The sequence below is a fragment of the Actinomadura sp. 6N118 genome, from assembly GCF_044326415.1.
GTDB lineage: Bacteria > Actinomycetota > Actinomycetes > Streptosporangiales > Streptosporangiaceae > Spirillospora.
In genome coordinates this window covers 558,003-582,218 of record NZ_JBIRAZ010000004.1, presented here as the reverse complement: position 1 = coordinate 582,218, position 24,216 = coordinate 558,003, and the positions used below count along the sequence as shown (strand labels likewise).

Here is a 24,216-nt window from a genome sequence, read left to right as displayed (position 1 = left end):
CGCGGAACCGGGAACTGTTTGCGAGGGGTTGACGCTGGTGCGTCCGATGGTCGATGAGGTGCGGATCCAGGGCCTCGGCGTGATCGACGAGGCCGTGCTGGACCTGTCGCCGGGGTTCAACGTCGTGACCGGCGAGACCGGCGCGGGCAAGACCATGGTGGTCACCAGCCTGGGGCTGATGTTCGGCGGCCGTGCCGATCCGCAGCGGGTGCGGCCGGGCGCGGAGCGCGCGACCGTCGAGGGGCGGATCGTGGTCGATCCCGGCGGCCGGGTGCGGGGCCGGGTCGAGGAGGCCGGCGGTGAGCTGGACGAGGGCACGCTGATCATCACCCGGTCGGTGTCCGCGGAGGGCCGTTCGCGCGCGTTCCTGGGCGGCCGGTCGGTGCCGGTCAGCCTGCTGATCAACCTCGCCGACGACCTGGTGGCCGTGCACGGGCAGTCCGACCAGCAGCGGCTGCTGCAGGCGGGCAGGCAGCGCGGCGCGCTCGACCGGTACGCCGGGAACGCCCTCACCAAGCCGATGCGCGCGTACACCACCGCCTACCAGCGGCACCGGCAGGTCACCGCGCTGCTGGAGGAGCTGACCACCCGGGCGCGCGAACGCGCGCAGGAGGCGGACATGCTCCGCTTCGGCCTGGAGGAGATCGAGAAGGTCGATCCCAAGCCGGGGGAGGACGTCGAGCTGGCCGCCGAGGAAGAGCGGCTCGGTCACGCCGACGCCCTGCGCAACGCCGCGACGACCTCGCACGAGGCGCTGCTCGGCGACCCGGCCGCGGTGATGGAGGCGGCGAACGTCGTGGGCCTGCTCGGCTCGGCCCGCCACGCGCTGGATTCCGTACGCGATCATGACCCTGCCCTCGCCGCCCTCGCCGACCGCCTGGCCGAGGCCGGTTACCTGGTGTCCGACGTCGGCACGGAGCTGGCCGCGTACGCCGAGTCCGTCGAGGCCGACCCCGTTCGCCTGGCCGCAGTCCAGGAGCGCCGCGCGGAGCTGACCGGGCTCACCCGCAAGTACGGCGAGACACTCGACCAGGTCCTCGAATGGGCGCGCAAGTCCGCTGCGCGGCTCATCGAGTTGGAAGGCGACGACGACCGCATCGAGGCCCTCCAGGCCGAGGAGGCCGAGCTCACCGAACGGCTGGCCGCCGAGGCGGCGGAGCTGACCGAGGTGCGCACGCGCGCGGCCGAGCGGTTCTCCGAGGCGGTGACCGAGGAGCTCACGGCGCTCGCGATGCCGCACGCCCGCGTCGTCGTCTCGGTCACCCAGACGCCGGAGTACGGGCCGCACGGCGCCGACGAGGTCGAGGTGCGGCTCGCTCCCCACCCCGGCTCCCAGCCGCTGCCGCTGCACAAGGGCGCCTCCGGCGGTGAGCTGTCGCGCGTCATGCTGGCCATCGAGGTCGTGTTCGCCGGCGCCGACCCCGTGCCGACGTTCGTGTTCGACGAGGTGGACGCCGGCGTGGGCGGCAAGGCCGCGGTCGAGATCGGCCGGCGGCTCGCCCGGCTCGCCCGCAACGCCCAGGTGATCGTCGTCACACACCTGCCGCAGGTGGCCGCGTTCGCCGACCAGCACCTGCTGGTCGAGAAGTCCGACGACGGCCTCGTCACCAGCAGCGGCGTCACCGCGCTCGACCGCGAGGGCAGGCTGCGCGAGCTGTCCCGCATGCTCGCCGGCCTGGAGGACTCCGAGCTCGGCCGGGCCCACGCGGAGGAATTGCTCCAGCTCGCCGCCGAGGAACACTGAGGAACGCACTGCCGGGAAGTTGATCCAGAGCGCTGATCCGGGACAATGAACCAGGAAACACTGACCGGGACCGGCCCCACGGAACGCCCGGGCGACGGCACTCGTTGAAGCGCAAGGAGCACGGTCCGCGACGCCCGGGAGTGGTCGAACGGTCCAAAGCCACCGAGAGTACACGAACGAACACGCCTCGCCGCTCGTCGTTACAGGTCTCCCCTCTCGCGCTCTGGCAGGATGTCAACCGATGAACGACCCGTCTCCCATCACCGAGCGTCGCGTGCGGATCTCGCCGAGGCTCCAGCGTCGCGTGCGCGCACTGGGCCGGGGCCGGGAGGACGGCCAGCACGGGATCAGCGCCGCGGTGCGCCTCGACCGGCGCACCAAGGACCTCACCAAACGCCTCGCAGCGGGCGAGGTCGCCGTGATCGACCACGTCGACCTGGACCGGGTGAGCGCCGAGGCGCTGGTGTCGTGCCAGGTGGCCGCCGTGGTCAACGTCGCGCCGAGCATCTCCGGCCGCTACCCCAACCTCGGGCCCCAGATCCTGGTCGAGGCGGGCATCCCGCTGCTGGACGACGTCGGCCCGGAGATCTTCTCCAAGGTCAAGGAGGGCGATCTCGTCCGGCTCGAGGACGAGACCGTCTACCGCGGTGACGACGTGGTCGCCAAGGGCACCGTGCAGACGCCCGAGACGGTCGAGGAGGCGCTGACCGAGGCCAAGGCGGGCCTGTCCCACCAGCTCGAGGCGTTCGTCGCCAACACGATGGAGTACGTCAAGCGCGAGCGCGACCTGCTCATCGACGGCGTCGGCGTGCCCGAGGTGGACACCCGCATCGAGGGCCGGCACGTGCTGATCGTCGTGCGCGGCTACCACTACCGCGAGGACATCGCCGCCCTCCGCCCGTACATCCGCGAATACCGGCCCGTGCTCATCGGCGTGGACGGCGGCGCGGACGCGCTCATGGAGGCCGGCTACCGGCCCCACATGATCGTCGGCGACATGGACTCGGTCTCCGACGACGCGCTGACCTCGGGCGCCGAGATCGTCGTGCACGCCTACCGGGACGGCCGCGCGCCGGGGCTCAAGCGGGTGGAGGAGCTCGGCCAGAAAGCCGTCACCTTCCCCGCGACCGCGACGAGCGAGGACATCGCGATGTTGCTCGCCGACGACAAGGGCGCCACGCTCATCGTCGCGGTCGGGACGCACGCCAACATGGTCGAGTTCCTCGACAAGGGCCGGGCGGGCATGGCGAGCACGTTCCTCACCCGGCTCCGGGTGGGCAGCAAGCTCGTCGACGCCAAGGGTGTGAGCCGCCTCTACCGCAGCCGCATCTCCACCTGGTCGTTGTTGTTCCTGGTGCTCGGCGCGTTCATCGCCATGACCACCGCCGTGATCATGTCGCCGGCCGGGGACGTCCTGCTCCCGCTGCTGGCCGACCGCTGGCACGCCTTCCTCTTCTGGCTGACCGGACTCTTCACGTGATCGATTTCCGCTATCACCTCGTCTCCATCGTCGCGATCTTCCTGGCGCTGGCCCTCGGCATCATCCTCGGTTCGACGACGCTCTCGCAGTCGGTCGCCGACAGCCTGCGCAACCAGGCCAACGACGCCAAGGAGCGCGGCGACCGGCTCCGCGACGAGAACACAGGGCTGAGCAGGCAGATCAAGGGCGACGAGCAGTTCGCCCAGGCGCTCGCCGAGCAGACCGTCGCCGACCGGCTCAAGGGCCAGTCGGTGGTCTTCATCGAGACGCCCGGCGCCGCCAGCGACGCGCTGGAGCAGCTCAGCAACCTCGTGCAGAAGGCGGGCGCCGCGGTGACCGGCCGGGTGACGATCCAGAAGAAATACCTCGACGACAACCGGCAGACCGAGGTCGAGCAGCTCGCCAACCAGCTGAAGCCCGAGGGGGTCACGTTCGCGGCGGACGCCGACGCCTACGACAAGGCCGGTGCGGTCCTGGCCAGCGCGATCGTCACCAAGGACGTGGCCAAAGCGGGCCGGGAGGACGCGTCCGGCGGCGCGATCCTCAACGGCTTCAAGCAGCTGGGTTACGTGACCACCAGCGGGAAGCCCGGTCAGCATGCGACACTCGCCGTCGTGATGGCACCCTCCACCCCGTACACGGGCACCGGCGGGGAGACCGGCAACCAGGCGTTGCTCTCCCTCACCACCGCGCTCGACGCCGCCGACCGGGGGTCCGCCCTCGGCGGCCCCAACACCGCGGCCCAGAAGGGCGGCGGCCTGATCGCCGCGCTGCGCGGCTCCGACGCCGAGAAGAACGTCTCCTCCGTCGACGTCGCCGACCAGCCCTCCGGCCGGGTCGTGATGATCCTCGCGCTGCAGGAGGAGCTGGCGGGCAAGGCAGGCCAGTACGGCATCGGGCCGGACGCGAGCGGCTATCTGCCCTCGCCCGCGCCCGTCGCGGGGAAGAGCGGGTGACGGCGGTGCGGCGACTGCTCATCGGGACCGCCCTCGGCGCGGCTGCGGGCCGCGCGGCCTACGTCGCGCTGACACGGCGCCCTCCCGGCATGAACGGGCTGCCCGGCGACGAGGTGTGGGGCCGTACGAACCACCGTGGTGAACCCGTCACCCTCCTGGAGGGACCCGCGTTCGTCGCCGGAGCGGCGGCGGGCGGTCTTCTCACCCCCGGGCTCGGCGCCCGGATGCGCGCCGCAGCGTTGCTCGCGGGCGTCGGGTCGGGTCTTCTCGGCGGCTATGACGATCTCGCGGGCACGACGTCGTCCCGTGGCTTCAAGGGTCACCTGGCCGCGCTCGCCCGCGGTGAGGTCACCAGCGGCGCCGTGAAGATCCTCGGCATCGGCGCCACCGGCCTGGCCGCCGCGGCGATCGCCGGTTCCGGCGCCCCCAGCCGTCCCGGCCGTGTGTTCGACACCCTGGTGAACGGCGCGATCGTGGCGGGCGGCGCCAACCTCATGAACCTGTTCGACCTGCGTCCCGGCCGGGCGATCAAGGTCGGGCTGCTCACCGGTACGCCGCTGGCGCTGACCTCGTCCGGCGCCGCGGTGGTCGCCGCGCCGCTGGGCGCCGCCGCGGCGCTGCTCCCCGACGACCTGGGCGAGCGCGCGATGCTCGGCGACACCGGCTCGAACGCCCTGGGCGCGCTGCTCGGCCTCGCCGCCACCCGGCTGGGCCGCGGTCCGCGCCTGGCGGTGCTCGCCGGTCTCGTCGGCCTCAACGCCGCCAGCGAGTTCGTCAGCTTCACCAAGGTGATCAAGCAGACTCCGGCGCTGGACTGGATCGACATGCTCGGCCGCCGCCCGCCCGCGCCGCAGACGGCCCCGCAGATGGCTCCAGTCGCCGCGAGTGCCGCTGCCGACTCCGAGGCTGCCGAGTCCGAGACCGGCGAGGCCAAGGCCGTCGGCTCCCAAGCCGCCGAGCCTGCGGCTACCGAGACCGCGACCGGTGAGCCGGTGCGGCTGCGGCTGGTGGAGCCCGAGGCCGGCCCGCGGCCCGGCGACCCGCGTGCGGGAGATCCCACGGTCTGACGGTCGCGGCACCTTGTCACCACGTCTCCGTCGTCTCAGCGGCGGCCTCACGCGCGGCATCGCGGGGGCCGCCGTCGTCATCGGGATCATCACCGTGCTGTCCCGGCTGGCGGGCTTCGGCCGTACGTACGCCTTCTCGCAGACGGTCACGACGTCGTGCCTGAGCCAGGCCTACTTCACGGCGACGCAGTTCCCGAGCATCGTGTACGAGATCGTCGCGGGCGGCGCGCTGGCCAGCATGGTCATCCCCGTGCTCGCGGGTCTGGCCGAACGCGGCGACCGCGAGGCGGTGCGGCGGATCACCTCGGCGCTGCTGACCTGGATCGTCATGCTGATGGTCCCGTTGTCGCTGCTGATGGCGCTGCTCGCCGGCCCGGTCATGCGGCTGCTGGTCGGCGGCGACCTGAGCGGCTGCTCCCGTTCGGGGATCGTCTCCGTCGGCACCGACATGCTGGCGATCATGGCGCCGCAGATGGTGATGTACGGGATGTCGGTGGTGCTGTACGGCGTCCTGCAGTCGCACCGCCGCTTCGTGGCGCCCGCGCTCGCACCGCTGATGTCCAGCCTCGTCGTGATCGGCGCCTACCTGGTGTACGCGCCGCTGGGGCGCGGCTTCGAGAACGATCTGGAACACCTGCCGCTCTCCGCCGAGCTGGTGTTGTCGATCGGCACCGCGATGGGCGGCGTCGCGATGGCGGTCACGGCGGGCATCGCGGCGTGGCGGCTGCGCCTGGGGCTCCGGCCGACGCTGAGCTTTCCCGACGGCGTCGCACGCCAGGTGCGGCGGCTCGCCGTCGCCGGGCTCGCCACGGTCGCCGCGCAGCAGCTTTCGGCGCTGCTGGTCGTCCGCCTGAGCTATGAGGGGACCGGCGGCGCCCTCGCCAACTACCAGTACGCCTGGGCGATCTACCTGCTGCCGTGGGCGATCCTCGCGGTGCCCATCGCGACCAGCGCGTTCCCGATGTTGTCCGCCCGCATGAGCGACGGCGACACCGGCCGCTTCGACCAGATCACGGCCGCGACCACCCGAGCCGTCATCCTGGTCTGCTGCGCGGGCGCCGCCGCTCTCGTCGCGGTGGCGCTGCCGGTCGCCGCGTTGTTCAACCCCGGCCAGCCGCTCCAGCAGGAGGTCCTCAGCCGGGCGGTGTACGCGTTCGCGCCAGGGCTCCTCGGCTACGGCCTGGTCGCCCACCTCGGCCGCGTGCTGTTCGCGTGCCACCGGGGCAGGATGGGCGCGCTCGCCGTCGTCGCGGGATGGCTGGTGGTGATGGCCGCCGACCTCGTGCTCGTTCTGTCCGTGGACGAGGAGTGGGTCGTCGCCGCGCTCGGCTTCGGCAACGCGGCCGGGATGACCGTGGCCGGGATACTGCTGCTGGGGACGCTCGTCCGGGCCAGGGGCCGGGCGGCCGTGCACGGCGTGCCGCGCGCGCTGGCCGCAGGTCTGGCCGGAGGCGGTGCGGGCGGTGCGGCGGGATATGCCACCGCCGCGGCCCTCGGCACCGGGGGCCAGGTCGTGAACGCCGGGGTCGGGGCGCTGGCGGGCCTGGTCGCGGGCGTGGTGTTCGTAGTGGTCGCGTTCATGATCGACGGCCGGGATCTGCGGGCCGTACTCACCCGGAAGGTGGCGCGCAATGTCTGACCGCCCGAAGTCTGACCGCCCGATGTCCGAGCACGCGAAGCCCGGCACGGAGCTGACCGGCCTGAGAGTCGCGGGGGGGGGGGGGGCCCGCGCCCGGCTCTGCGTGCTGGGCACCAGCGCGGGCGGGGTGGGGCGCCATGTGCTGTCCACGGCCGCCGGCCTGGTCGCGGGCGGGGCCCGTGTCCTGGTGTGCGGGCCCGCCGCGACCGAGGAGTTGTTCACGTTCACCGGGGTGGGCGCCCGGTTCGCGGAGGTCGATCTCGCCGATCGCCCACGCCCGCTGAGCGACGCCAAGGCGGTCCGGAGGCTGCGTGCGCTGCTGCGCGACGCCGACGTCGTCCACGCGCACGGGCTGCGCGCCGGGGCGCTGGCGGTCGCCGCGTGCGCCCGGGTCGCGCCCGGCCCGCTGCGGTTCTCCAAGGGCGGGCCTCCGCTGATTGTGACGCTCCACAACGCCGTCATCGCCGGTGGGAGGACGGCCGCGGTCTATGGCGCGCTCGAACGGGTCGTCGCGCGCGGCGCGGACCGTGTGCTGGGCGTGTCGCCGGATCTCGAGGACCGGATGCGGGCCCTCGGGGCGCGGTCGGTCGGGCACGCGCTCGTACCCGCCCCGCCTCCCCGGACGCAGCCCGGCCCCGCTGCGCGGGCGGACGTGCGAGCGGAGCTCGGCGTGGGGGAGCGGTCCCTGATCCTCACGGTGGCGCGGCTCGCGGACCAGAAGGGTCTCCCCACGCTGCTGGACGCCGCCGCGGGCTGGGGCCGCCGCGCGCCGGCCCCGCTGGTCGTGATCGCCGGCGACGGCCCGCTCGAAGCCGAGCTCCAGGCCCGGATCGAGGCCGAGGACCTCCCGGTGCGGCTCCTGGGCCGGCGCTCGGACGTCCCGGAGCTCCTGGCCGCTTCCGACGTCGCCGTGGTGCCGAGCGTCTGGGAGGGCCAGCCGCTGATCGTCCAGGAGATCCTCCGCTCGGGACGGCCGCTGGTCGCGACCCGCGTCGGCGGGATCCCGATGATGGTCGGGGGGGAGGGGCCTGCGGCGGGCACAGCGGCGAGCGCGCCGAGCGCGGCGCCGCGCGGTCCAGGGTCCGCGGAGCCGCTGCTGCACGGGCCTGAGAGCGACGCCGCGCTGCTGGTGCCGCCCGGGGACGCCACGGCGCTGGAACGGGCCGTCAGCCGCATCCTGGACGATCCCGCGCTGGCCGTACGGCTCGGCGCGGCGGCTGCCCAGCGGGCGACGGCGCTCCCGACGGAGGCCGACGCCGTCGACCAGCTCGCCGGCCTCTACCTCGAACTCCACGCGAAAGCCCCTTAGACGACCTCGACACGGGCGGAGTTCGTCCCTTCCGGCGCGAGTTTCGGGGTTTTCGGAAAAAGTTCCCGCAACCGGGAACGGAAAGATCGCGACCGGCGTTGGAGAGGAGTAGTGGAGGGGAGTATCCCTGCGCGGCGGTTTCGTCAACACGGTCGATCCATATCGGCCCGGAGCCGTCGGCCTGCCAGCCCAGGCGGGAGAGACCTCCGGCGCTTCGCCATGCCGCCGGAGGTGTCACGTTGAACGTATCGCCATGGGTGTGGGCCCTGACCCTGATCGGGATCCTCGCCATCATCACGGTCGACCTGTTCGTCATCAACAGGGACGAGACCAAGGAGTTCACCACCCGCAGGGCCGCCTTCTGGTCGGTCGTCTACATCGGCCTGGCCGTCGCGTTCGGCATCGGGGTCTGGATCTTCTCGGGCGGTCGCTACGCGGCCGAGTACTACGGCGGTTTCGTCACCGAGAAGAGCCTCAGCGTCGACAATCTCTTCGTCTTCATGGTGATCCTCGCGAGGTTCGCCGTGCCCAAGCAGGCACAGCACAAGGTGCTCATGGTCGGAATCGTGATCGCGCTGGTGCTGAGGGGCATCTTCATCGCCGTCGGCGCGGCGGCCATCTCCCAGTTCACCTGGGTCTTCTTCATCTTCGGCGGCATCCTTATCTGGACCGCGATCGGCCTGGTGCGCGGCGACGACGAAGACGAGTTCAACGAGAACCGCCTGCTGCGGATGGCCAAGCGGTTCATCCACACGACTGACGACTACGAGGGCGACAAGGTCCTCACCCGGCAGCACGGCCGCCGTATGGTCACGCCGCTGCTCATCGTGATGATCGCGATCGGCTCCACCGACGTGCTGTTCGCGCTGGACTCCATTCCCGCGATCTTCGGCCTGACCACCGAGCCCTACCTGGTCTTCACCGCCAACGCGTTCGCCCTGATGGGCCTGGTGCAGCTCTACTTCCTGCTCGGCGGGCTCGCCGAGCGCCTGGTCTACCTCAGCCACGGGCTGGCGTTCATCCTCGGCTTCATCGGCATCAAGCTGGTCTTCCACGCGATGCACGAGTACGGCGTGTCCTGGGCGCCGGAGATCCCGATCTGGCTGTCCCTCGGCGTGATCGGCGGCACCCTCGTCGCGGTCACGGTGGCCAGCCTCGTCTCCCCGAAGCGCCCGGCCAAGGACACCCTGGACGACACGTCCGGCACGCGGTCCCCGGCGCTGGAGTCGGATTCGGTGTGAGAGTAAGGTCACTCCCGCAGGGGACCAGAACGTTGTTCTAGAATTGGGGTCAACAGCGTTCGCGGAGCTGCCTGGTTCGAGAACGGCATGCGGTCTTGGGAGAAGGTGACGAATGGCCATCGGGCTGACCGAGGAGCACGAGGCGCTCGCCGATTCGGTGCGGGGGTTCGCCGAGCGCAACATTCCGGCGACGGTCGTGCGCGCCGCACTGGAGGCGGACGAGGAGACCAGGCCGCCGTTCTGGCCGGGCCTCGCCGAACAGGGCCTGCTGGGCCTGCACCTGGAAGAGGAGCACGGCGGGCAGGGCTACGGGCTACTCGAACTGGCCGTGGTCGTGGAGGAACTGGGCCGGGCCGCCGCGCCCGGGCCGTTCCTGCCGACCGTGCTCACGAGCGCCGTAGTGAACGTCTCCAGCAACGCCAAGGCGCGCGGCGAACTGTTGCCCCTCTTCGCCGAGGGCGAGAAGACCGCCGCGATCGCCCTGTCCGGTGCGCTCACCGGCCGCCGCGACGGTGACGCGCTGGTGGTCGATGGGAGCGCCGCCACGGTGCTCGGCGCGTCGCTCGCCGACGTGATCGTGCTGCCGGTGGCGACCGGCGACGGCGAGCAGTGGGTGGCGGTGGACGCCGCCGACCTCACCGTCACGCCGGTGGAGAGCCTCGACAAGGTGCGCCGCGTCGCCAAGGTCGAAGTGACCGAGGTCTCCGTGGCCGCCGACCGCGTGCTGGACGGCATCACCGCCGCGCAGGTCCGCGATCTCGCCGCGGCGCTGTTCGGCGCCGAGGCGGCGGGCCTGACCGGCTGGCTGGTCACGACCGCGGCCGAGTACGCCAAGGTGCGCGAGCAGTTCGGCCGCCCGATCGGCCAGTTCCAAGGCGTCAAGCACAAGGCCGCCCGGATGCTGATCGCCTCTGAGCAGGCCCGTGCCGCCGCCTGGGACGCCGCCCGCGCGCTCGACGAGGGCGCCGAGGAAGCCGGCTTCGCCGCCGCCGTGGCCGCCGTCATCTCCGCCGACGCCGGTGTGCAGACCGCTCGCGACGCCATCCAGATCCTCGGTGGCATCGGCTTCACCTGGGAGCACGACGCGCACATCTACCTGCGCCGGGCGCTGACCCTTCGGGCGCTGCTCGGCGGCGCCAAGGGCTGGGCGGCCAAGGTCGCCGAGCTCGCCCGCGCGGGCGGCCGCCGTCCCGTCGAGCTGGAGCTGGACGACGACACGCAGCCGCTCCGCGAGCGCATCCGCGCCGACATCGCCGAGCTCGCCGCGATCACGGACAAGGACGAACGCCACCGCGCCATGGGCGACAACGGCTGGACCGTGCCGCACTTCCCCGAGCCCTGGGGACGCGGCGCCGGCCCGGTCGAGCAGATCGTCATCCAGCAGGAGCTCAAGGCCGCCAAGGTCAAGGTGCCCAACCTCGTGATCGGTGCCTGGCTGGTGCCGTCGCTGGTGCGCTACGGCAGCGACGAGCAGAAGGAACGGTTCCTGCGGCCGACGCTGCGCGGCGAGATGGTCTGGTGCCAGCTGTTCAGCGAGCCGGGTGCCGGCTCCGATCTCGCCTCCCTCTCAATGAAGGCCGAGCGGGTCGAGGGCGGCTGGAAGCTCACCGGGCAGAAGATCTGGACGTCCGTCGCGCAGTTCGCCCAGTGGGGTTTCTGCATCGCCCGGACCGACCCGGACGCGCCCAAGCACGAAGGCATCACCTACTTCCTGGTCGACATGAAGGCCGCGGGCGTCGACGTGCGGCCGCTCAAGGAGCTCACCGGCGAGTCCCTCTTCAACGAGGTGTTCCTGGACGGCGTCTTCGTCCCGGACGACTGTGTGGTGGGCGAGGTCAACCAGGGCTGGCAGGTCACCCGCAACACCCTCAGCAACGAGCGCGTGTCGCTGTCCACGGGCGGCGGCATGGGCATGGGCGTGCCGGAGCTGCTGGCGTTCTTCAAGGGCAAGGACCTGGACGCGATCGCCACGGCCGAGGTCGGCAAACTCGTCGCCCAGGGCCAGTCCATCGACCTGCTGAGCCTGCGCACGACGCTCAAGCAGCTGAACGGGGTGGAACCGGGCGCGGAGGCGAGCGTCCGCAAGCTGCTCGGCGTCCAGTTCAACCAGGACGTCGCCGACTACTGCTGGGCGGCGCAGGGCGAGGCAGCGGCAACCCAGGTGCCCATGACACCGGGGGTGGTGGGGCGTAGCCATGGGGGTGAAACACCGACCGGCATCATCGCCCGGGCGATGTTGTTCAGCCGGGCGATGACCATCTACGGCGGGACGACCGAGGTGCAGCTCAACATCATCGGTGAGCGGCTGCTCGGCCTCCCCCGTGACCCCGAGCCCGGGAAATAGGGCCCGCGCCGCGCCCCGGCCGGAGGGTTCAGCCGCGCCGGGGACGCATCGCGTGCGCGACGTTGATCGCCACGATCGAGAACCACACGATGATCAGCGCGCCCATCCCCTCGTTCACCACCGCGATGGCGCTCAGCGGGATGGCCGCCACCAGGGAGACGATGGCCAGCGCGAGGTCGGCACCGCCCCCGGTGCCCGTCCGCTGCGGCAATGGCGGCGCGTACGCGGGGCCTGGCACGGGGCGCGGTTGACCGGCCATGCGTGCGTCGAACGTCTGCTCGATCCGGTCGACGACCGACTCGATGAAGGCGTCGTCGTAGTCGGGACCCAGCTCGCGGCGGGCGGCCAGTGCCGCGGCGAGGTCGTCCCGGGGCAGCCGTGGAGTCGTCATTCTTCGGTTATAGGCCCCCGATCCGCCCGATGGCTTCCCTCTTGGGAACGAAACGTCCCGTACCTCCCAGGGATGAGGGGGGTCAGGGAGCTACGCGCCGGTAAACTGCCGACTCCTTCGTCATCCCTCTCTTATCTCCTCATCGCCTCCAGGAGGTCCACGTGAGCGTGCGGGCCCGTTCGACCCTGTCCCTGGCCGGCGCGGCGACCGCCGCCGCTCTCGTTCTCACCGGCTGCGGCGGCGGCGAGAAGAAAGCCGACACCCCGGGCAAGGCCGACTCCGCGGCACCCGCGAAGCTCGCCCCGTTGCCCAAGGTCGCGGCCGCCGACGTGAAACCGCTCGTCGGCCGCTGGGTCGGGACCCGGCAGGACTACTTCTTCTTCAAGCCGGACGGCAAGGGCGTCTGGATGAAGGACAAGAACACGCTCTGGAGCGGCCAGGCCATTCCGGAGAGCAAGGGCAAATTCCGCTTCTCATGGCAGGGCGGCGACCCCAAGAGCGCCTCGTACTGGGGCGCGGAGGTCAGCGCGGACGGCAAGAAGATGACCTTCGCCGGAACGAACCAGATCTACACGAAAGCGAAGGCATGAGCCTGAATCCCGACTCGTTCTTCATCTCGCCCGCCGACGTCGAACGGGAGCTCGCCCGCGCGGGTTATCTCGCCGACGACTCGATCGCCACCACCGTGTTCCTGGCGCAGGCTCTCGGCAAGCCGCTGCTGGTCGAGGGGCCTGCCGGGGTGGGCAAGACCGAGCTGGCCAAGGCGGTCGCCAAGGCCGGTGACGCCGAGCTGATCCGGTTGCAGTGCTACGAGGGCCTGGACGAGGCCCGCGCGCTGTATGAGTGGAACTACAAGAAGCAGCTGCTGCGCATCCAGGCCGCGCCGGACGACCAGGCCTGGGACTCCACGCACGACGACATCTTCACCGACGAGTTCCTCCTCGAACGCCCGTTGCTGGCCGCCATCCGGCGCAGCGGCGCCACGGTCCTGCTCATCGACGAGACCGACAAGGCCGACGTCGAGGTGGAGGGTCTGCTGCTGGAAGTGCTCTCCGACTTCCAGGTGACCATTCCAGAGCTGGGCACGGTCAAGGCGGTGCGCAGGCCGTTCGTGGTCCTCACCTCCAACGCCGCCCGCGAGCTGTCAGAGGCGCTCAAGCGCCGCTGCCTCTACCTGCACCTGGACTACCCGCAGCCGGACCGCGAGCGCGACATCGTGCTCGCGCAGGTCCCCGGCATCGAGGCCGAACTGGCCGAGCAGCTCGTCCGCACCGTGGGCACGCTCCGCGCCCTGGAGATCAAGAAGGCGCCGTCGATCGCCGAGACCATCGACTGGGCCCGGACGCTGCTCGCCCTCGGGCTGGACGAGCTCGACGAGGCCGCCGTCGCCCGGACGCTCGGCGTCGTCCTCAAGCACGTCTCCGACCAGGAGCGCGCCATCAAGGAACTGGGCCTCGGGAAACCAGACCTCGGGAAACTGGGACTCAAGGGCTGACGATGGCGGCCCCCACTGGCGCACGGCGCTCGCTCGTCGACCGGCACACCGCCTTCGTCGCGGCCCTCCGCGAGGCGGGCCTGCCGGTGTCGGTCGCCGAGGGCCTGGACGCGGTACGCGCGATGCAGATCATCGACCTGGGCGAGCGCGAGATGCTGCGCGCCGCGTACGCCGCCACGCTCGTCAAGCGGCCCGTGCACCGGCCGACCTTCGACACGCTCTTCGACCTCTGGTTCCCGGCGGCGCTGGGCGACGGCGCTGTCCCGCCGGACCGGCCGATCCGCCGGCGCGACCCCGGAGAACGCCGCGTGCCGCCCGCGCTCGACCCCGAGGTCCAGGCGCGGCGCGAGGAGCTCTTCGAGTTGCTGCTCTCGGGCGACGACCCGGGCCTGCGCCAGTTCACGCGTACGGCCGTGGCGGAGTACGGGCAGACACCCGGCCAGGAGTCGTGGTTCTCGTCCGGCGTGCTCCGCGCGATGTCGGCCGAGACGCTGATGGCCGGGCTGCTCAACGCCGTGCTGACCGGCCAGGACCGTGGTGGCATGGCCGAGCGGGTCGCGCGCCGCACGTTCCGCGACCGGATCTCCCGCTTCGAGGACCTGGTCGCCACCGAGGTCCGGCGGCGGATCGCCGAGGACACCGGAGTTGAACGCACCGCGCGCCTGGCCGTCCGCCCGCCACTGGAACGGCTCGACTTCGCCTCCGCGAGCCGCGCCGACCTGACCGCGCTGCGCCGTGAGGTCTACCCGCTGGCCCGGCGCCTGGCCTCGCGGCTCACCCAGAAGCACCGGCTCGGCCACCGCGGCCGCCTCGACTTCCGCCGGACGGTGCGCGCGTCGCTGGCGACCGGGGGAGTGCCGCTCACCACCCACCACCGGCCCCGCCGCCCGCACAAGCCCGAACTGGTGATCCTTTGCGACGCCAGCGACTCGGTCTCGGCGTTCGCCCACTTCACGCTCCTGCTGACGTTCGCGCTGCGCGAGCAGTTCACCAAGGTCCGCGCGTTCGCCTTCATCGACGCGACCGACGAGATCACCAAGTACTTCGCGCCCGGCACCGACGTCGTCGACGCGATGACGCGGATGGCCGCCGAGGCCGATCTGGTCTGGATCACCGGGCGCAGCAACTACGGCCACGCCATCAAGGTGTTCGACGAGAAGTACGCGGACGCCATCACGCCCAAGACCTCGCTGCTCGTCCTCGGCGACGCCCGTTCCAACTACGGCGAGCTCTCCCTGCCGATCCTGCGCCGCATGGTCGATCAGGCGAGGCACGCGTACTGGCTCAACCCCGAGCCGCGTTCCCAATGGGACACCGGCGACTCGGCCGCCTCCCGGTACGGCGAACTCCTGCCGATGTACGAATGCCGCAACCTGACGCAGCTCGCCGAATTCATCGAAGAACTCGCGTAGAAAAACTCGCGTAGAAAACTCGCAACGGCCTGCAACCACAGGTGTCGCCGCCGCGTGTATCCCTCGATACCGAAGACGGAAGGGGGTCATGTGGCGGCGGATGACGCGGCGTTCGCGGAGTTCTATCGCGGCGCTTATCCCGGCCTGGTGGCCGAGCTTTACGCCTACACCGGCAGCATGGCCGAGGCCCAGGAGGCGGCTCAGGAGGCGTTCATGCGCGCCTGGTCGCACTGGCGGAAGGTGGGCTCCTACGAGTACCCGCGCGCCTGGGTGGCACGTGTCGGCTACCGCCTCGCGGTCAGCCGCTGGCGCCGTGCGCGGTCGGCCATGACGAGCATGCTCCGCCACGGCCCGCCTCCGGACATCGCCCCACCGGGCGAGACGTCGGTCGCCCTGGTCGCCGCGTTGAGCCAGATCCCCGAGGCCCAGCGACGCGCGGTCGTGCTGCACCACATGGGCGGCTACCGGATCGCGGAGATCGCCGCCATCGAGGGCGTGGCGGAGGGCACGGTCAAGGCCCGCCTGTCCCGCGGGCGGCAGCGGCTGGCCGAGCTCCTGGCCGACGGAGAACGAGCGGACGAGGACGAGAACAAGGAGGCCCGGCATGCGTGACATCGACAGCGCCTTCGACCACGACAGCGAAATCGATACCGCCTTTCGTGATCTGCGCGGCGAGGTCGCGCCGAACGTCGTCGCCCCCGAGCCTGGGACGATCATTGGCCGGGCGCGGCGGCGGGCCCGGGTGCGGTACGCCGCGCTGGGCGCGGCAGCGGTCGTCGCCGCGGGCGGCTTGCTTGTGGTCAAGGAGACCGGGACGATGCGGGACGAGGTGGTCACGCCACCCGCCGTCACCGGCGTGCCAACGACCCGGCCGCGCGGGCTCGGCCTCGCCGACCTCGTTTACGCCGAGAAGGAACTCAAAGACCGCGACGACCCCCGGAAGCGGTACACCACGTCCAAGCTGTGGAACAAGGTCGCCTCGTCGTCCATCCTCCTTCCCGCATGCGGCGCCGCGGCGAAGGATCCTCTGGATCCATGGGACGGTGACATTCCCGGCACGGTCAACCGCTACGAGATCGAGTACGACGGCAACCCGGAGTCTGGGAACGAACGCACGTCGAGCAAGTTGGGGGAGCAGGTGATCGCCTTCGCCGACGTGGGCCAAGCCCGGCACATCATGGACCTCCTTATCAGTGGCGTCGAGGCCTGCGGACAGCCGGTGCAGTCCGAACGGCCGGCGCTCGGCTCGCAGGCCGTTCGCTTCTCGCGCTTCGACCCCGGTGACGGCTCCGATCCCACCCCGCAGACCCAGGAGGGGGTGGCCGTCCGCCAGGGCAGCGTCATCGCCATCTACTCGAGCCTTCGCAATGAGGGCCCCAAGCTCACCACGCTCGACGACCTGGAGCGGAATGCCCAGGCCATGGTCACGCGCCTGGCTTCCCTGGGCTACCGGGACTGAGGGAGCTCGCGGATCAGGGCCGCCAGGGCGGCGCCGGCGAGGGCGAGCGCGGCGGAGACGAGCATGGCGATGTCGGTGCCGTCGGTCAGGGCTTGGGCGGCGTCCGGAGCGTGCTCGTGGACGCCGCTCGTGGCGATCGCGACCACCATGGCGACGCCGACCGACGCGCCGACGTAGCGGGCCGTGTTGTTGGCGCCCGAACCCATGCCTGCGCGGTCGGCGGGGACGCTCTCCACCGCGAGCCGCGCCAGCATGGCGTTCGCGAGGCCGCTGCCGATGCCGGCCACGGCGAGGCCCGGCAGCAGGCGCCACCAGTGTTCGCCGGGGTCGAGGCCGAGCATGGCGACGTCGCCGAGCGCACTGAGGGCGAGGCCGATGGCCAGCAGGTGGCGCGATGAGAGCCGCGCGGGGAGCCTGCGGGCCTGGAGTGCGGCGAGGAACGACATGCCCGACCAGATGCCCAGCACGAGTGCGGAGGTGAACGGGGTCAGCCCGTGCGCCAGATCCATCACGGTGGCCAGGTAACTCATGACCCCGATGACAGCCAGGCCGGTGACGAACGCGCCGATGACGGAGAGGAGGAAGAGCGGGCGGCGGAACAGCGCGAGGTCGAGCATCGGCTCCCGTCCGCGTGCCTGGACCGCCACGAATGCGGCCAGGAGGGCCACGGCCGCCGCGAAGAGGATCAGGACTCCCGGCCGCGTCCAGCCCGTGCGGCCCAGGGTGATCGCGCTGAGCAGCGCGGCCACACCCGCGGTCATGGTCACCAGGCCCGGTACGTCGAGCCCCCGGCGGAGCCCGGCGCGCGACTCGGTGAGGGCGACGGCGGCCGTGACCGCGAGCAGGGCCGAGGCGGCGACCGTCACCCAGTACCAGAGCCGCCAGTCCACGGCCGCCGCCAGCCCGGCCGAGGCGATCGGGCCGAGCGCGATGCCCAGCCCGAGCATGGCCCCCCAGATCCCGGTGGCCCGGGCACGTTCCGGGCCACCGGTGAAGGAGTGCCCGATGATGCCGAGGCCGGCGGCGAGCAGGGCGGCGCTGGCGGCGCCTTGAACGATCCGTCCCGCGATGAAGACGGCGGCGGTGGGTGCGGTCGCGCAGGCGGTGCTCGCCACGGCGAGCAAGGCCGCGCCGATCACGAACAGGCGCTTGCGGCCGTGGTCGTCGGCGAGACTGCCGACCGCCAGCAACGACGCGGCGAGGCCGAGGCTGATCGAGCTCATCACCCAGATCTGCGCGGTGGCGCCCGCGTGGAGCCCGGCGGAGGTGTCGGTGAGCGTGGCCAAGGGCGCGGTGTAGTTCATCAGCGCCAGCAGGGTGGCCGCGCTGGGCAGGACGAGCGCCGCGGTGGAACCGCCGTCACGGAAACCGGCGCGAGGGGATTCCAGGGTTGTCATGCGCTCTCCAACTCGTCACGTTCTGTAAGTTCTATGAACGAACCCACGGTCGGACGTTAACACATCGTGGTTCAGTGATTGAACTGGAGGGCGGGTAGTCTTGCGGCATGGCACTCGGCAAGGACTACACCTCGCAGGACTGCTCGCTGGCCCGGGCACTGGAGGTCGTCGGGGAGCGCTGGACGCTCCTGATCGTCCGGGACGCGTTCTACGGTGTCCGCCGCTTCAGCGACTTCCGCGCCCACCTGGACGTGCCCAAGGCGGTGCTCTCCGACCGCCTCCAGAAACTCGTCGAGGCGGGGGTCCTCGACAAGCAGGGCCACGAGTACGTCATGACCCCCCGTGGTCAGGGCCTGTGGCCGGTCGTCCACACCCTCGGCCGCTGGGGCGAGCAGCTGCACGGCTCGCTTCCGTACCGCCTCTTCTTCCACGCGGCCTGCGGCACCCGCATCGACCCCGACGGCCGCTGCCCGTCATGCACCACGCTCGTCGCCCCCGACGACGTGGAGCTGCGTCCCGGGGCGGGATCCGAGCGGCGGGACGATCCGGTCAGCAAGCTCCTCCGCGAGCCGCACCGCATGCTCGAACCGATCCGCCCCTGATTGGATTCGGCCCTGAATGGATTCGGCTCTGCCCGGATTCGCCTCCTGACCTTGGCGGATGTGCGTCAGGTGGCGCCCAGCGCGCGGGCGATGAGGTCGGCGACGGCGTCGGGGTCCACGGCCTGGCCGGTGAGCTGGGAGAGGTTCTCCTGGTAGATGAGGACGGCGGCGAACGTGGCGGCGGCGACCTCCAGGCGGGCCTGGTCGCCGCGGGCGCCGGGGAGGGCGAGCTCGAGCGCGCGCCGGGCCCGGCCGAAGACCTCGCTGTTGAGGCGCCCGAGCCGTTCGCCGACGGACGTGTGGGTGTCGGCCTCCCGGAAGAGGATCCGGCGCATCGCCGGGGAGGCGCGCAACGGGAAGCGGCGCGCCAGCCGGGAGAGCGTGCCCGCGGGGTCGCCGGGCAGGGCCTCGACTGCCTCCTCGGGCAGCTCCTCGATGAGCGTGCGCTCGTCGATCAGGGCGACCAGGACGTCGATCTTCTGCGGGAAGTAGTGGAAGACCAGGCCCTTGGGGACATGGGCGAGCCTGGCGATGCGCGCCGTCGAGCTGGCGTCGTAGCCGCGCTCGGCGAACAGGGTCTCGGCCGCGTCCAGGATGCGGGTGCGGGCATCGACCTCGCCGTCGTTCTTCGAGGCCCTCATGGTCGGCGCCTCCTGAAAAGGCTTGTGGCCCCGGGCGCGCACGCGCCAGGGACCACCTCGGGGCCTTCGTTCAGGCCGTGGCGGCGCCACGTGCCCGGGTGGCTCCCCACAGGCCGACGATAGTCGCGACGCCGCCGGCGATCCATGCCGTCCAGGCTGCAGCGTCGTCACCGGTGAAGCCGAACGCCCACGGGGAGACGAAGAGCAGCAGCGCGAACGCGGTGGCCGTCCACGCCGACGGGCCGGCCGCGCCGAGGAGGGCGTACAGGCCGGCGAGGGCCAGCAGCGCGCCGAGCACCATGAGGGGCTGCTCGCCCCGGTCGTCCGCCCACAGTTCGGGCGCGAGGAGAGCGGCGACGCCGGCGACGAAGGTGACGGCGTCCTGCCATGCGAACTTGTCCATGCCCCACCTCCAGGGGGATCACGTTTGGACCTCTTTGTCCAATTTGGGGATTCCCTGATCGACCGGTCGGTCAATCTGCCGGGCACGGTCGTCCCTGATGGCGCCGGGGTGAGATTCGTCAAGCCCCGGCGGCCCGCCCCCGGACGGAACATCGGAAATAACGGGATAATCTGCACCCTCATGGGGATCGAAGAGGTGGACGCGGCGGCGGTACGCCCGCAGCGAAGCCTGCTCGGCCCACTGTGGAGGCTGTTCGACGGCCGTCCCGACGACACGCGCAGCCAGATCGTCCGCCGTGCCCGGCTGCTGGTGACCGTCACCACCGGCCTGGCCAACCTGGTCGGCGCCCTGGTCGTGCTCCTGTTCACCGTCCTCGTCCCCAACCCCGACGACCTGGTCTCGGACCGCCTGCGCCTGACCAATTTCCTGGTGTTCGGCGCGTACGTCGTCCTGGCCGTGCCGGTCGGCTTGGTGCTGGGCGAACGCTTCTTCCGGCGCGTCCGGCGGCTGGTGGAGACCGACCGCGCGCCCGACAAACGTGAGCGCCTCCTGCTGCTGTACGGGCCGTTGCGCCTGATGGCCGTCCACCTGACGCTGTGGGGGATCGGCACGGTCGGCTGGGTCGTCATCAACGCCCCGTTCCACAGCCTGCTGGCGGTCAAGCTCGGCCTGACGAGCCTGCTGGGCGGCCTGACCACGTGCACCGTCGTCTACCTGCTCACCGAGCGCCTGCTACGGCGGGCGGTGACCACCGCGCTGCGGACCGGCATGCCGCAGCACACCGGGCTGCCGGGTGTGGTGGCCAGGTCCGTGCTGGCCTGGGCACTGGGCACGGCGGTGCCCATTCTCGGCCTGATCGTGCTCGCGGTCGGCTCGTTCCTGATCGCCAAGGTGACCGTCCGGGACTTCGCGTTGGCGGTCCTGGCTCTCGGCGGCATCGCGCTCGTCGTCGGCCTCGGCGTCACCTATGGCGCCGCGCGGGCCATCGCCGATCCGGTGGAGTCAGTACGGCTGGGCCTGGCCCGCGTCGAACGCGGCGACCTTGATGTGGAAGTGCCCGTCTACGACGCCAGCGAGGTGGGCCTGCTCCAGGCGGGGTTCAACCACATGGCGTCCGGGCTGCGCGAGCATGCCAGGCTCCAGGATCTCTTCGGCCGGCAGGTGGGGGAGGACGTCGCGAGGGTCGCGCTGGAACGCGGCATCGACCTCGGCGGCGAGCTGCGCGAGGTCGCGGTGATCTTCGTGGACATCGTCGGTTCCACCCGGCTGGCCGCCGACCGGCCGCCCACCGAGGTGGTCAAGCTGCTCAACGACTTCTTCGCCGTGGTGGTCGAGGTGATCGGACGCCATGGCGGGTGGATCAACAAGTTCGAGGGCGACGCCGCTCTGGCGATCTTCGGCGCGCCGCTGGATCTGGACGGCGCGGGCACCCGGGCGCTGGCCGCGGCGCGCGAGCTGACCGAGCGGCTGCGGGCCGAGATGCCCGCCGTGGAGGCGGGCGTCGGGGTCTCGGCGGGGGAGGCCGTGGCCGGGCACATCGGCGCCGAGGAACGGTTCGAGTACACCGTGATCGGCGACCCCGTGAACGAGGCGGCGCGCCTCACCGACCTCGCCAAGTCGACGGCCGGCCGCGTTCTCGCCGCCGGCTCGGTCGTCGAGTCGGCCGACCCCGACGAGGCCGCGCGGTGGTGGCTCGGCGAGGAGGTCACCCTCCGGGGCCGGGCCGCCGCGACGCGCCTGGCCGAGCCGCGCAAGGAATCCTGAACGCTCAACACGCGTGTCCGAATGCCCAGCGTGTGTCCGAACGTTCAGCGCGTGTAGAGCGTGGCGCCGTGGAGCTCGGTGTAGAACGGCGACTTGGTGAAGCCCGGGCCGGTCTCCTCGCCGATGTAGATGTCGGCGTGGTGGTCGCCGCCCCACCCCGGCCGGAAGACGTCGGTCACCGTCCACTCGTGGGAACGGAACTTCGCGCAGGTCGCCGCCTTGACCCGGCGTCCGGCGCCGCTCTTCCCGCACTCGGTGATGAGGAACTTACTGCCCCGGTCGAGCACATCCCGGTCGGCGGCAGCCGTGCTCCACGGGCGCAGCGGCTTGCCCGCCGAGTCGCGAGTCGTGTCGTCCAGCCACCAGCCGACGCTGGACGACCAGTTGAGGTAGCGCCCGCGTTGCGGTCCCGCAGTGATCCGGCCGCTGCCCTCGACCTTCACCGCCTTGATGAAGTCTTCGGGGTACGAGCCGAGCGGCGTCTTCCCCCACTTGCAGTGGAACTCGGTGCAACCCCGCACGGCCTTGGGCTTACCGCCGTGGAACCGTTCGACCAGCGTGTAGTAGACCGTGACCCGCCAGCGCCCGGGCTTGCCCACCGGCTTGCTGCCGGGGCCGGGCGAGAGCGGCCGCGGAGGTGCGCTCGCACGCGGCGGATCCGGAGCGGGCGCCGAGGGCGCCGCCAACGGCGTCGGCTGTGCGGTGGCCACGGGCGGGATGGCGACCGGCGGCGCATCCGCCGAGGCGGAGGAGCCGGAGCCGCAGCCCGCGGTGGCGACGGCACACGATGCGAGCAGGGCGGCCGGAACGGGCCGTGCTCTGCCCCGCATCGCATCTCCCGTCTCAGCGGCTCACATCCGTGGCCTCGAAGCACCGAGTGTGGACTCTATCCCGTCGGTGCGTCCGATGTGTCCGGTTCGGTGCGGCCGGAGATGGCGCTACGGGTGAATCAGTGCCCGCGTGAAATCCACTCCTCCAGATGCGGGGCCTCGTCGCCGATGGTGGTGCTGTCGCCGTGCCCGGTGCGGACCACGGTCTCGTCCGGAAGGCTCAGCAGCCGTTCCCGGATGGACGTGATGATGGTCGGGAAGTCGGAGAACGACCGGCCGGTCGCGCCGGGGCCTCCCTGGAAGAGGGTGTCGCCGGAGAAGACCGTGCCCAGGTCGGGAGCGTAGAGGCACACCGCCCCCGGACTGTGGCCGGGTGTGTGCAGCACTCTCAGGTCCGTTCCTGCGACCGAGATGACCTGGCCGTCGGCGAGCTCGCCGTTGGGGCTCAGTTCGGGATGCCGCTGTTTCCAGAGCATGAGGTCGTCGGGGTGCAGGAGCACCGGCGCCCCGGTGCGGGCCGCGAGTGCGGGCGCCGCGTCGATGTGGTCGTCGTGGCCGTGGGTGGAGACGATCGCCAGCAGCTCCCGGTCGCCCACCGCCGCCGCGATGGCGTCGGCGTCGTGCGCGGCGTCGATGACGATCGCCTCGGTGTCGTCGCCGACGATCCAGACGTTGTTGTCGACCTCCCACGTGCCGCCGTCCAGGGAGAACGTGCCGGACGTGACGAGATGGTCGATGCGCGCGTTCGACGCCATCAGAGGACCACCACCGAGCGCAGCACGTCGCCGTGGTGCATCTTGTCGAAGGCGGCCTCGACGCCGTCCAGCGGGATCGTCTCGGACACGAACGCGTCCAGGTCGAGGCGCCCTTGCAGGTAGAGGTCGATGAGCATGGGGAAGTCGCGGCTGGGCAGGCAGTCGCCGTACCAGGAGGACTTGAGCGAGCCGCCGCGGCCGAAGACGTCGAGCAGTGGCAGCTCCAGCTTCATCTCGGGCGTGGGCACACCGACGAGCACGACCGTGCCGGCCAGGTCGCGGGCGTAGAAGGCCTGCCTGTAGGTCTCCGGGCGGCCGACCGCCTCGATGACGACGTCGGCGCCGAAGCCGCCGGTCAGCTCCTGGACGGCCGCGGCGACATCGGTGTCCTTGGCGTTGACGGTGTGCGTGGCGCCCAGTCCGGAGGCGGCGGCGAGCTTGCGCTCGTCCAGGTCGATGGCGATGATCTTCGCCGCGCCGGCGAGACGGGCGCCGAGGACGGCGGCCGAACCGACCCCGCCGCAGCCGATGACCGCCACGCTGTCGCCGCGACCCACGTTGCCGGTGTTGATGGCGGCGCCGATCCCGGCCATGACGCCGCAGCCCAGCAGCCCGGCGGCGGCGGGTGAGGCGGCCGCGTCGACCTTGGTGCACTGCCCGGCGGCCACCAGGGTCTTGTCGGCGAACGAGCCGATGCCCAGCGCGGGGGAGAGTTCGGTGCCGTCGGCCAGCGTCATCTTCTGCTTGGCGTTGTGGGTGTTGAAGCAGTACCAGGGACGTCCGCGCGTGCAAGCCCGGCACTGCCCGCACACCGCCCGCCAGTTGAGGATCACGAAGTCGCCGGGCTCCACCTCGGTGACGCCCGCGCCCACCGACTCGACGATCCCGGCGGCCTCGTGCCCGAGCAGGAACGGGAACTCGTCGTTGATGCCGCCCTCCCGGTAGTGCAGGTCCGTGTGACAGACCCCGCAGGCCTGGACCTGTACGACGGCCTCGCCCGGCCCGGGATCGGGAATCGTGATGGTCTCGATCCGCACCGGTTCGCCCTTGCCCGGTGCGATGACTCCGCGTACCTGCTGCGCCATTGCCGCTCCCGTCCTCTTACTCGGACCATGCCCCCAGACCCTACCGACCGATGCCCTCGGGACCGTTCCAAAATGGGAATATCTCGATCAACATTGGCGGGTCGGGAACGCCTCGCTCTCAGGTAGCACGAACTAGATCACCAGGGCGGGCGATGCGGGTCCGGTGTGCCGTGCAACACGCTTGAGGCACATCGACACGACG

General features: G+C 71.6%; 22 protein-coding genes. 15 read left to right on the top strand and 7 right to left on the bottom strand.

The genetic code is table 11. The annotated features are described in order from the left end of the window. Positions 1 to 46: 46 nt before the first annotated feature. From recN to ACH34W_RS13435, 8 genes are all read left to right on the top strand, one after another. On the top strand, positions 47 to 1,744 hold the full coding sequence (recN, locus tag ACH34W_RS13470; protein WP_395961148.1) for a DNA repair protein RecN: 1,698 nt from the start codon (positions 47 to 49) through the stop codon (positions 1,742 to 1,744). 241 nt (positions 1,745 to 1,985) lie between these two features. Further along, entirely contained in the window at positions 1,986 to 3,224 is a 1,239-nt protein-coding gene (gene steA, locus ACH34W_RS13465; protein ID WP_395961147.1) for a putative cytokinetic ring protein SteA, read from the top strand. After that, a complete protein-coding gene (locus tag ACH34W_RS13460; protein WP_395961146.1) occupies positions 3,221 to 4,180 on the top strand; it encodes a copper transporter in 960 nt (319 codons plus the stop codon). The genes steA and ACH34W_RS13460 overlap by 4 nt, the downstream gene beginning before the upstream one ends. A 5-nt stretch (positions 4,181 to 4,185) precedes the next feature. Beyond that, positions 4,186 to 5,247, top strand: a complete 1,062-nt coding sequence (locus ACH34W_RS13455; RefSeq protein ID WP_395961145.1) for a hypothetical protein — start codon at positions 4,186 to 4,188, stop codon at positions 5,245 to 5,247. A gap of 13 nt (positions 5,248 to 5,260) precedes the next feature. Then, on the top strand, positions 5,261 to 6,886 hold the full coding sequence (murJ, locus tag ACH34W_RS13450) for a murein biosynthesis integral membrane protein MurJ (protein ID WP_395961144.1): 1,626 nt from the start codon (positions 5,261 to 5,263) through the stop codon (positions 6,884 to 6,886). Then, positions 6,879 to 8,195 (top strand): glycosyltransferase, encoded by a 1,317-nt coding sequence (locus tag ACH34W_RS13445; protein WP_395961143.1) that lies wholly within the window; start codon positions 6,879 to 6,881, stop codon positions 8,193 to 8,195. The genes murJ and ACH34W_RS13445 overlap by 8 nt, the downstream gene beginning before the upstream one ends. Before the next feature lie 239 nt (positions 8,196 to 8,434). Then, positions 8,435 to 9,436 (top strand): TerC family protein, encoded by a 1,002-nt coding sequence (locus ACH34W_RS13440; protein ID WP_395961142.1) that lies wholly within the window; start codon positions 8,435 to 8,437, stop codon positions 9,434 to 9,436. Between the two features lie 112 nt (positions 9,437 to 9,548). Then, a complete protein-coding gene (locus ACH34W_RS13435) occupies positions 9,549 to 11,780 on the top strand; it encodes an acyl-CoA dehydrogenase (RefSeq protein WP_395961141.1) in 2,232 nt (743 codons plus the stop codon). A 28-nt stretch (positions 11,781 to 11,808) separates the two neighbouring features. Here the strand turns inward: ACH34W_RS13435 and ACH34W_RS13430 are convergent, their stop codons facing one another. Then, positions 11,809 to 12,171, bottom strand: coding sequence for a hypothetical protein (locus tag ACH34W_RS13430; RefSeq protein ID WP_395961140.1), 363 nt, complete (start codon positions 12,169 to 12,171; stop codon positions 11,809 to 11,811). Positions 12,172 to 12,332: 161 nt separating this feature from the next. Here ACH34W_RS13430 and ACH34W_RS13425 point away from each other — a divergent pair, with 161 nt between their 5' ends. From ACH34W_RS13425 to ACH34W_RS13405, 5 genes are all read left to right on the top strand, one after another. Then, positions 12,333 to 12,761 carry a hypothetical protein gene (locus ACH34W_RS13425; protein ID WP_395961139.1) on the top strand — a complete coding sequence of 143 codons (429 nt, stop codon included), beginning with the start codon at positions 12,333 to 12,335 and terminating at the stop codon, positions 12,759 to 12,761. Continuing rightward, positions 12,758 to 13,666, top strand: coding sequence for an AAA family ATPase (locus ACH34W_RS13420; RefSeq protein WP_395961138.1), 909 nt, complete (start codon positions 12,758 to 12,760; stop codon positions 13,664 to 13,666). The genes ACH34W_RS13425 and ACH34W_RS13420 overlap by 4 nt, the downstream gene beginning before the upstream one ends. A gap of 2 nt (positions 13,667 to 13,668) precedes the next feature. Continuing rightward, positions 13,669 to 15,078 carry a VWA domain-containing protein gene (locus ACH34W_RS13415; RefSeq protein ID WP_395961137.1) on the top strand — a complete coding sequence of 470 codons (1,410 nt, stop codon included), beginning with the start codon at positions 13,669 to 13,671 and terminating at the stop codon, positions 15,076 to 15,078. Positions 15,079 to 15,168: 90 nt separating this feature from the next. After that, positions 15,169 to 15,690 carry an RNA polymerase sigma factor gene (locus ACH34W_RS13410; protein ID WP_395961136.1) on the top strand — a complete coding sequence of 174 codons (522 nt, stop codon included), beginning with the start codon at positions 15,169 to 15,171 and terminating at the stop codon, positions 15,688 to 15,690. Beyond that, complete coding sequence (locus tag ACH34W_RS13405) at positions 15,683 to 16,537, top strand: hypothetical protein (RefSeq protein ID WP_395961135.1); 855 nt, start codon at positions 15,683 to 15,685, stop codon at positions 16,535 to 16,537. The genes ACH34W_RS13410 and ACH34W_RS13405 overlap by 8 nt, the downstream gene beginning before the upstream one ends. Here ACH34W_RS13405 and ACH34W_RS13400 read toward each other — a convergent pair. Next, positions 16,525 to 17,934 (bottom strand): MFS transporter, encoded by a 1,410-nt coding sequence (locus tag ACH34W_RS13400; protein ID WP_395961134.1) that lies wholly within the window; start codon positions 17,932 to 17,934, stop codon positions 16,525 to 16,527. The genes ACH34W_RS13405 and ACH34W_RS13400 overlap by 13 nt on opposite strands. Before the next feature lie 107 nt (positions 17,935 to 18,041). Between ACH34W_RS13400 and ACH34W_RS13395 the strand changes: the two genes are divergently transcribed. Continuing rightward, the gene (locus tag ACH34W_RS13395) at positions 18,042 to 18,536 is read left to right on the top strand and encodes a winged helix-turn-helix transcriptional regulator (RefSeq protein ID WP_395961133.1); all 495 of its coding nucleotides are present in this window, start codon (positions 18,042 to 18,044) and stop codon (positions 18,534 to 18,536) included. A gap of 65 nt (positions 18,537 to 18,601) precedes the next feature. Here ACH34W_RS13395 and ACH34W_RS13390 read toward each other — a convergent pair whose 3' ends face one another. Next, positions 18,602 to 19,177, bottom strand: a complete 576-nt coding sequence (locus ACH34W_RS13390; protein WP_395961132.1) for a TetR/AcrR family transcriptional regulator — start codon at positions 19,175 to 19,177, stop codon at positions 18,602 to 18,604. A 70-nt stretch (positions 19,178 to 19,247) separates the two neighbouring features. After that, entirely contained in the window at positions 19,248 to 19,580 is a 333-nt protein-coding gene (locus tag ACH34W_RS13385; protein ID WP_395961131.1) for an SPW repeat protein, read from the bottom strand. A gap of 180 nt (positions 19,581 to 19,760) precedes the next feature. Between ACH34W_RS13385 and ACH34W_RS13380 the strand changes: the two genes are divergently transcribed. Next, the gene (locus tag ACH34W_RS13380) at positions 19,761 to 21,344 is read left to right on the top strand and encodes an adenylate/guanylate cyclase domain-containing protein (RefSeq protein WP_395961130.1); all 1,584 of its coding nucleotides are present in this window, start codon (positions 19,761 to 19,763) and stop codon (positions 21,342 to 21,344) included. Between the two features lie 44 nt (positions 21,345 to 21,388). On the opposite strand, the gene ACH34W_RS13375 is transcribed toward ACH34W_RS13380, so the two are convergent. From ACH34W_RS13375 to ACH34W_RS13365, 3 genes are all read right to left on the bottom strand, one after another. Continuing rightward, positions 21,389 to 22,174: a hypothetical protein gene (locus tag ACH34W_RS13375; RefSeq protein ID WP_395961129.1), complete on the bottom strand. Its 786-nt coding sequence runs from the start codon at positions 22,172 to 22,174 to the stop codon at positions 21,389 to 21,391. A 119-nt stretch (positions 22,175 to 22,293) separates the two neighbouring features. Continuing rightward, positions 22,294 to 22,929, bottom strand: a complete 636-nt coding sequence (locus ACH34W_RS13370; RefSeq protein WP_395961128.1) for an MBL fold metallo-hydrolase — start codon at positions 22,927 to 22,929, stop codon at positions 22,294 to 22,296. Next, complete coding sequence (locus ACH34W_RS13365) at positions 22,929 to 24,014, bottom strand: S-(hydroxymethyl)mycothiol dehydrogenase (protein WP_395961127.1); 1,086 nt, start codon at positions 24,012 to 24,014, stop codon at positions 22,929 to 22,931. The genes ACH34W_RS13370 and ACH34W_RS13365 overlap by 1 nt, the downstream gene beginning before the upstream one ends. Positions 24,015 to 24,216: the final 202 nt, after the last annotated feature.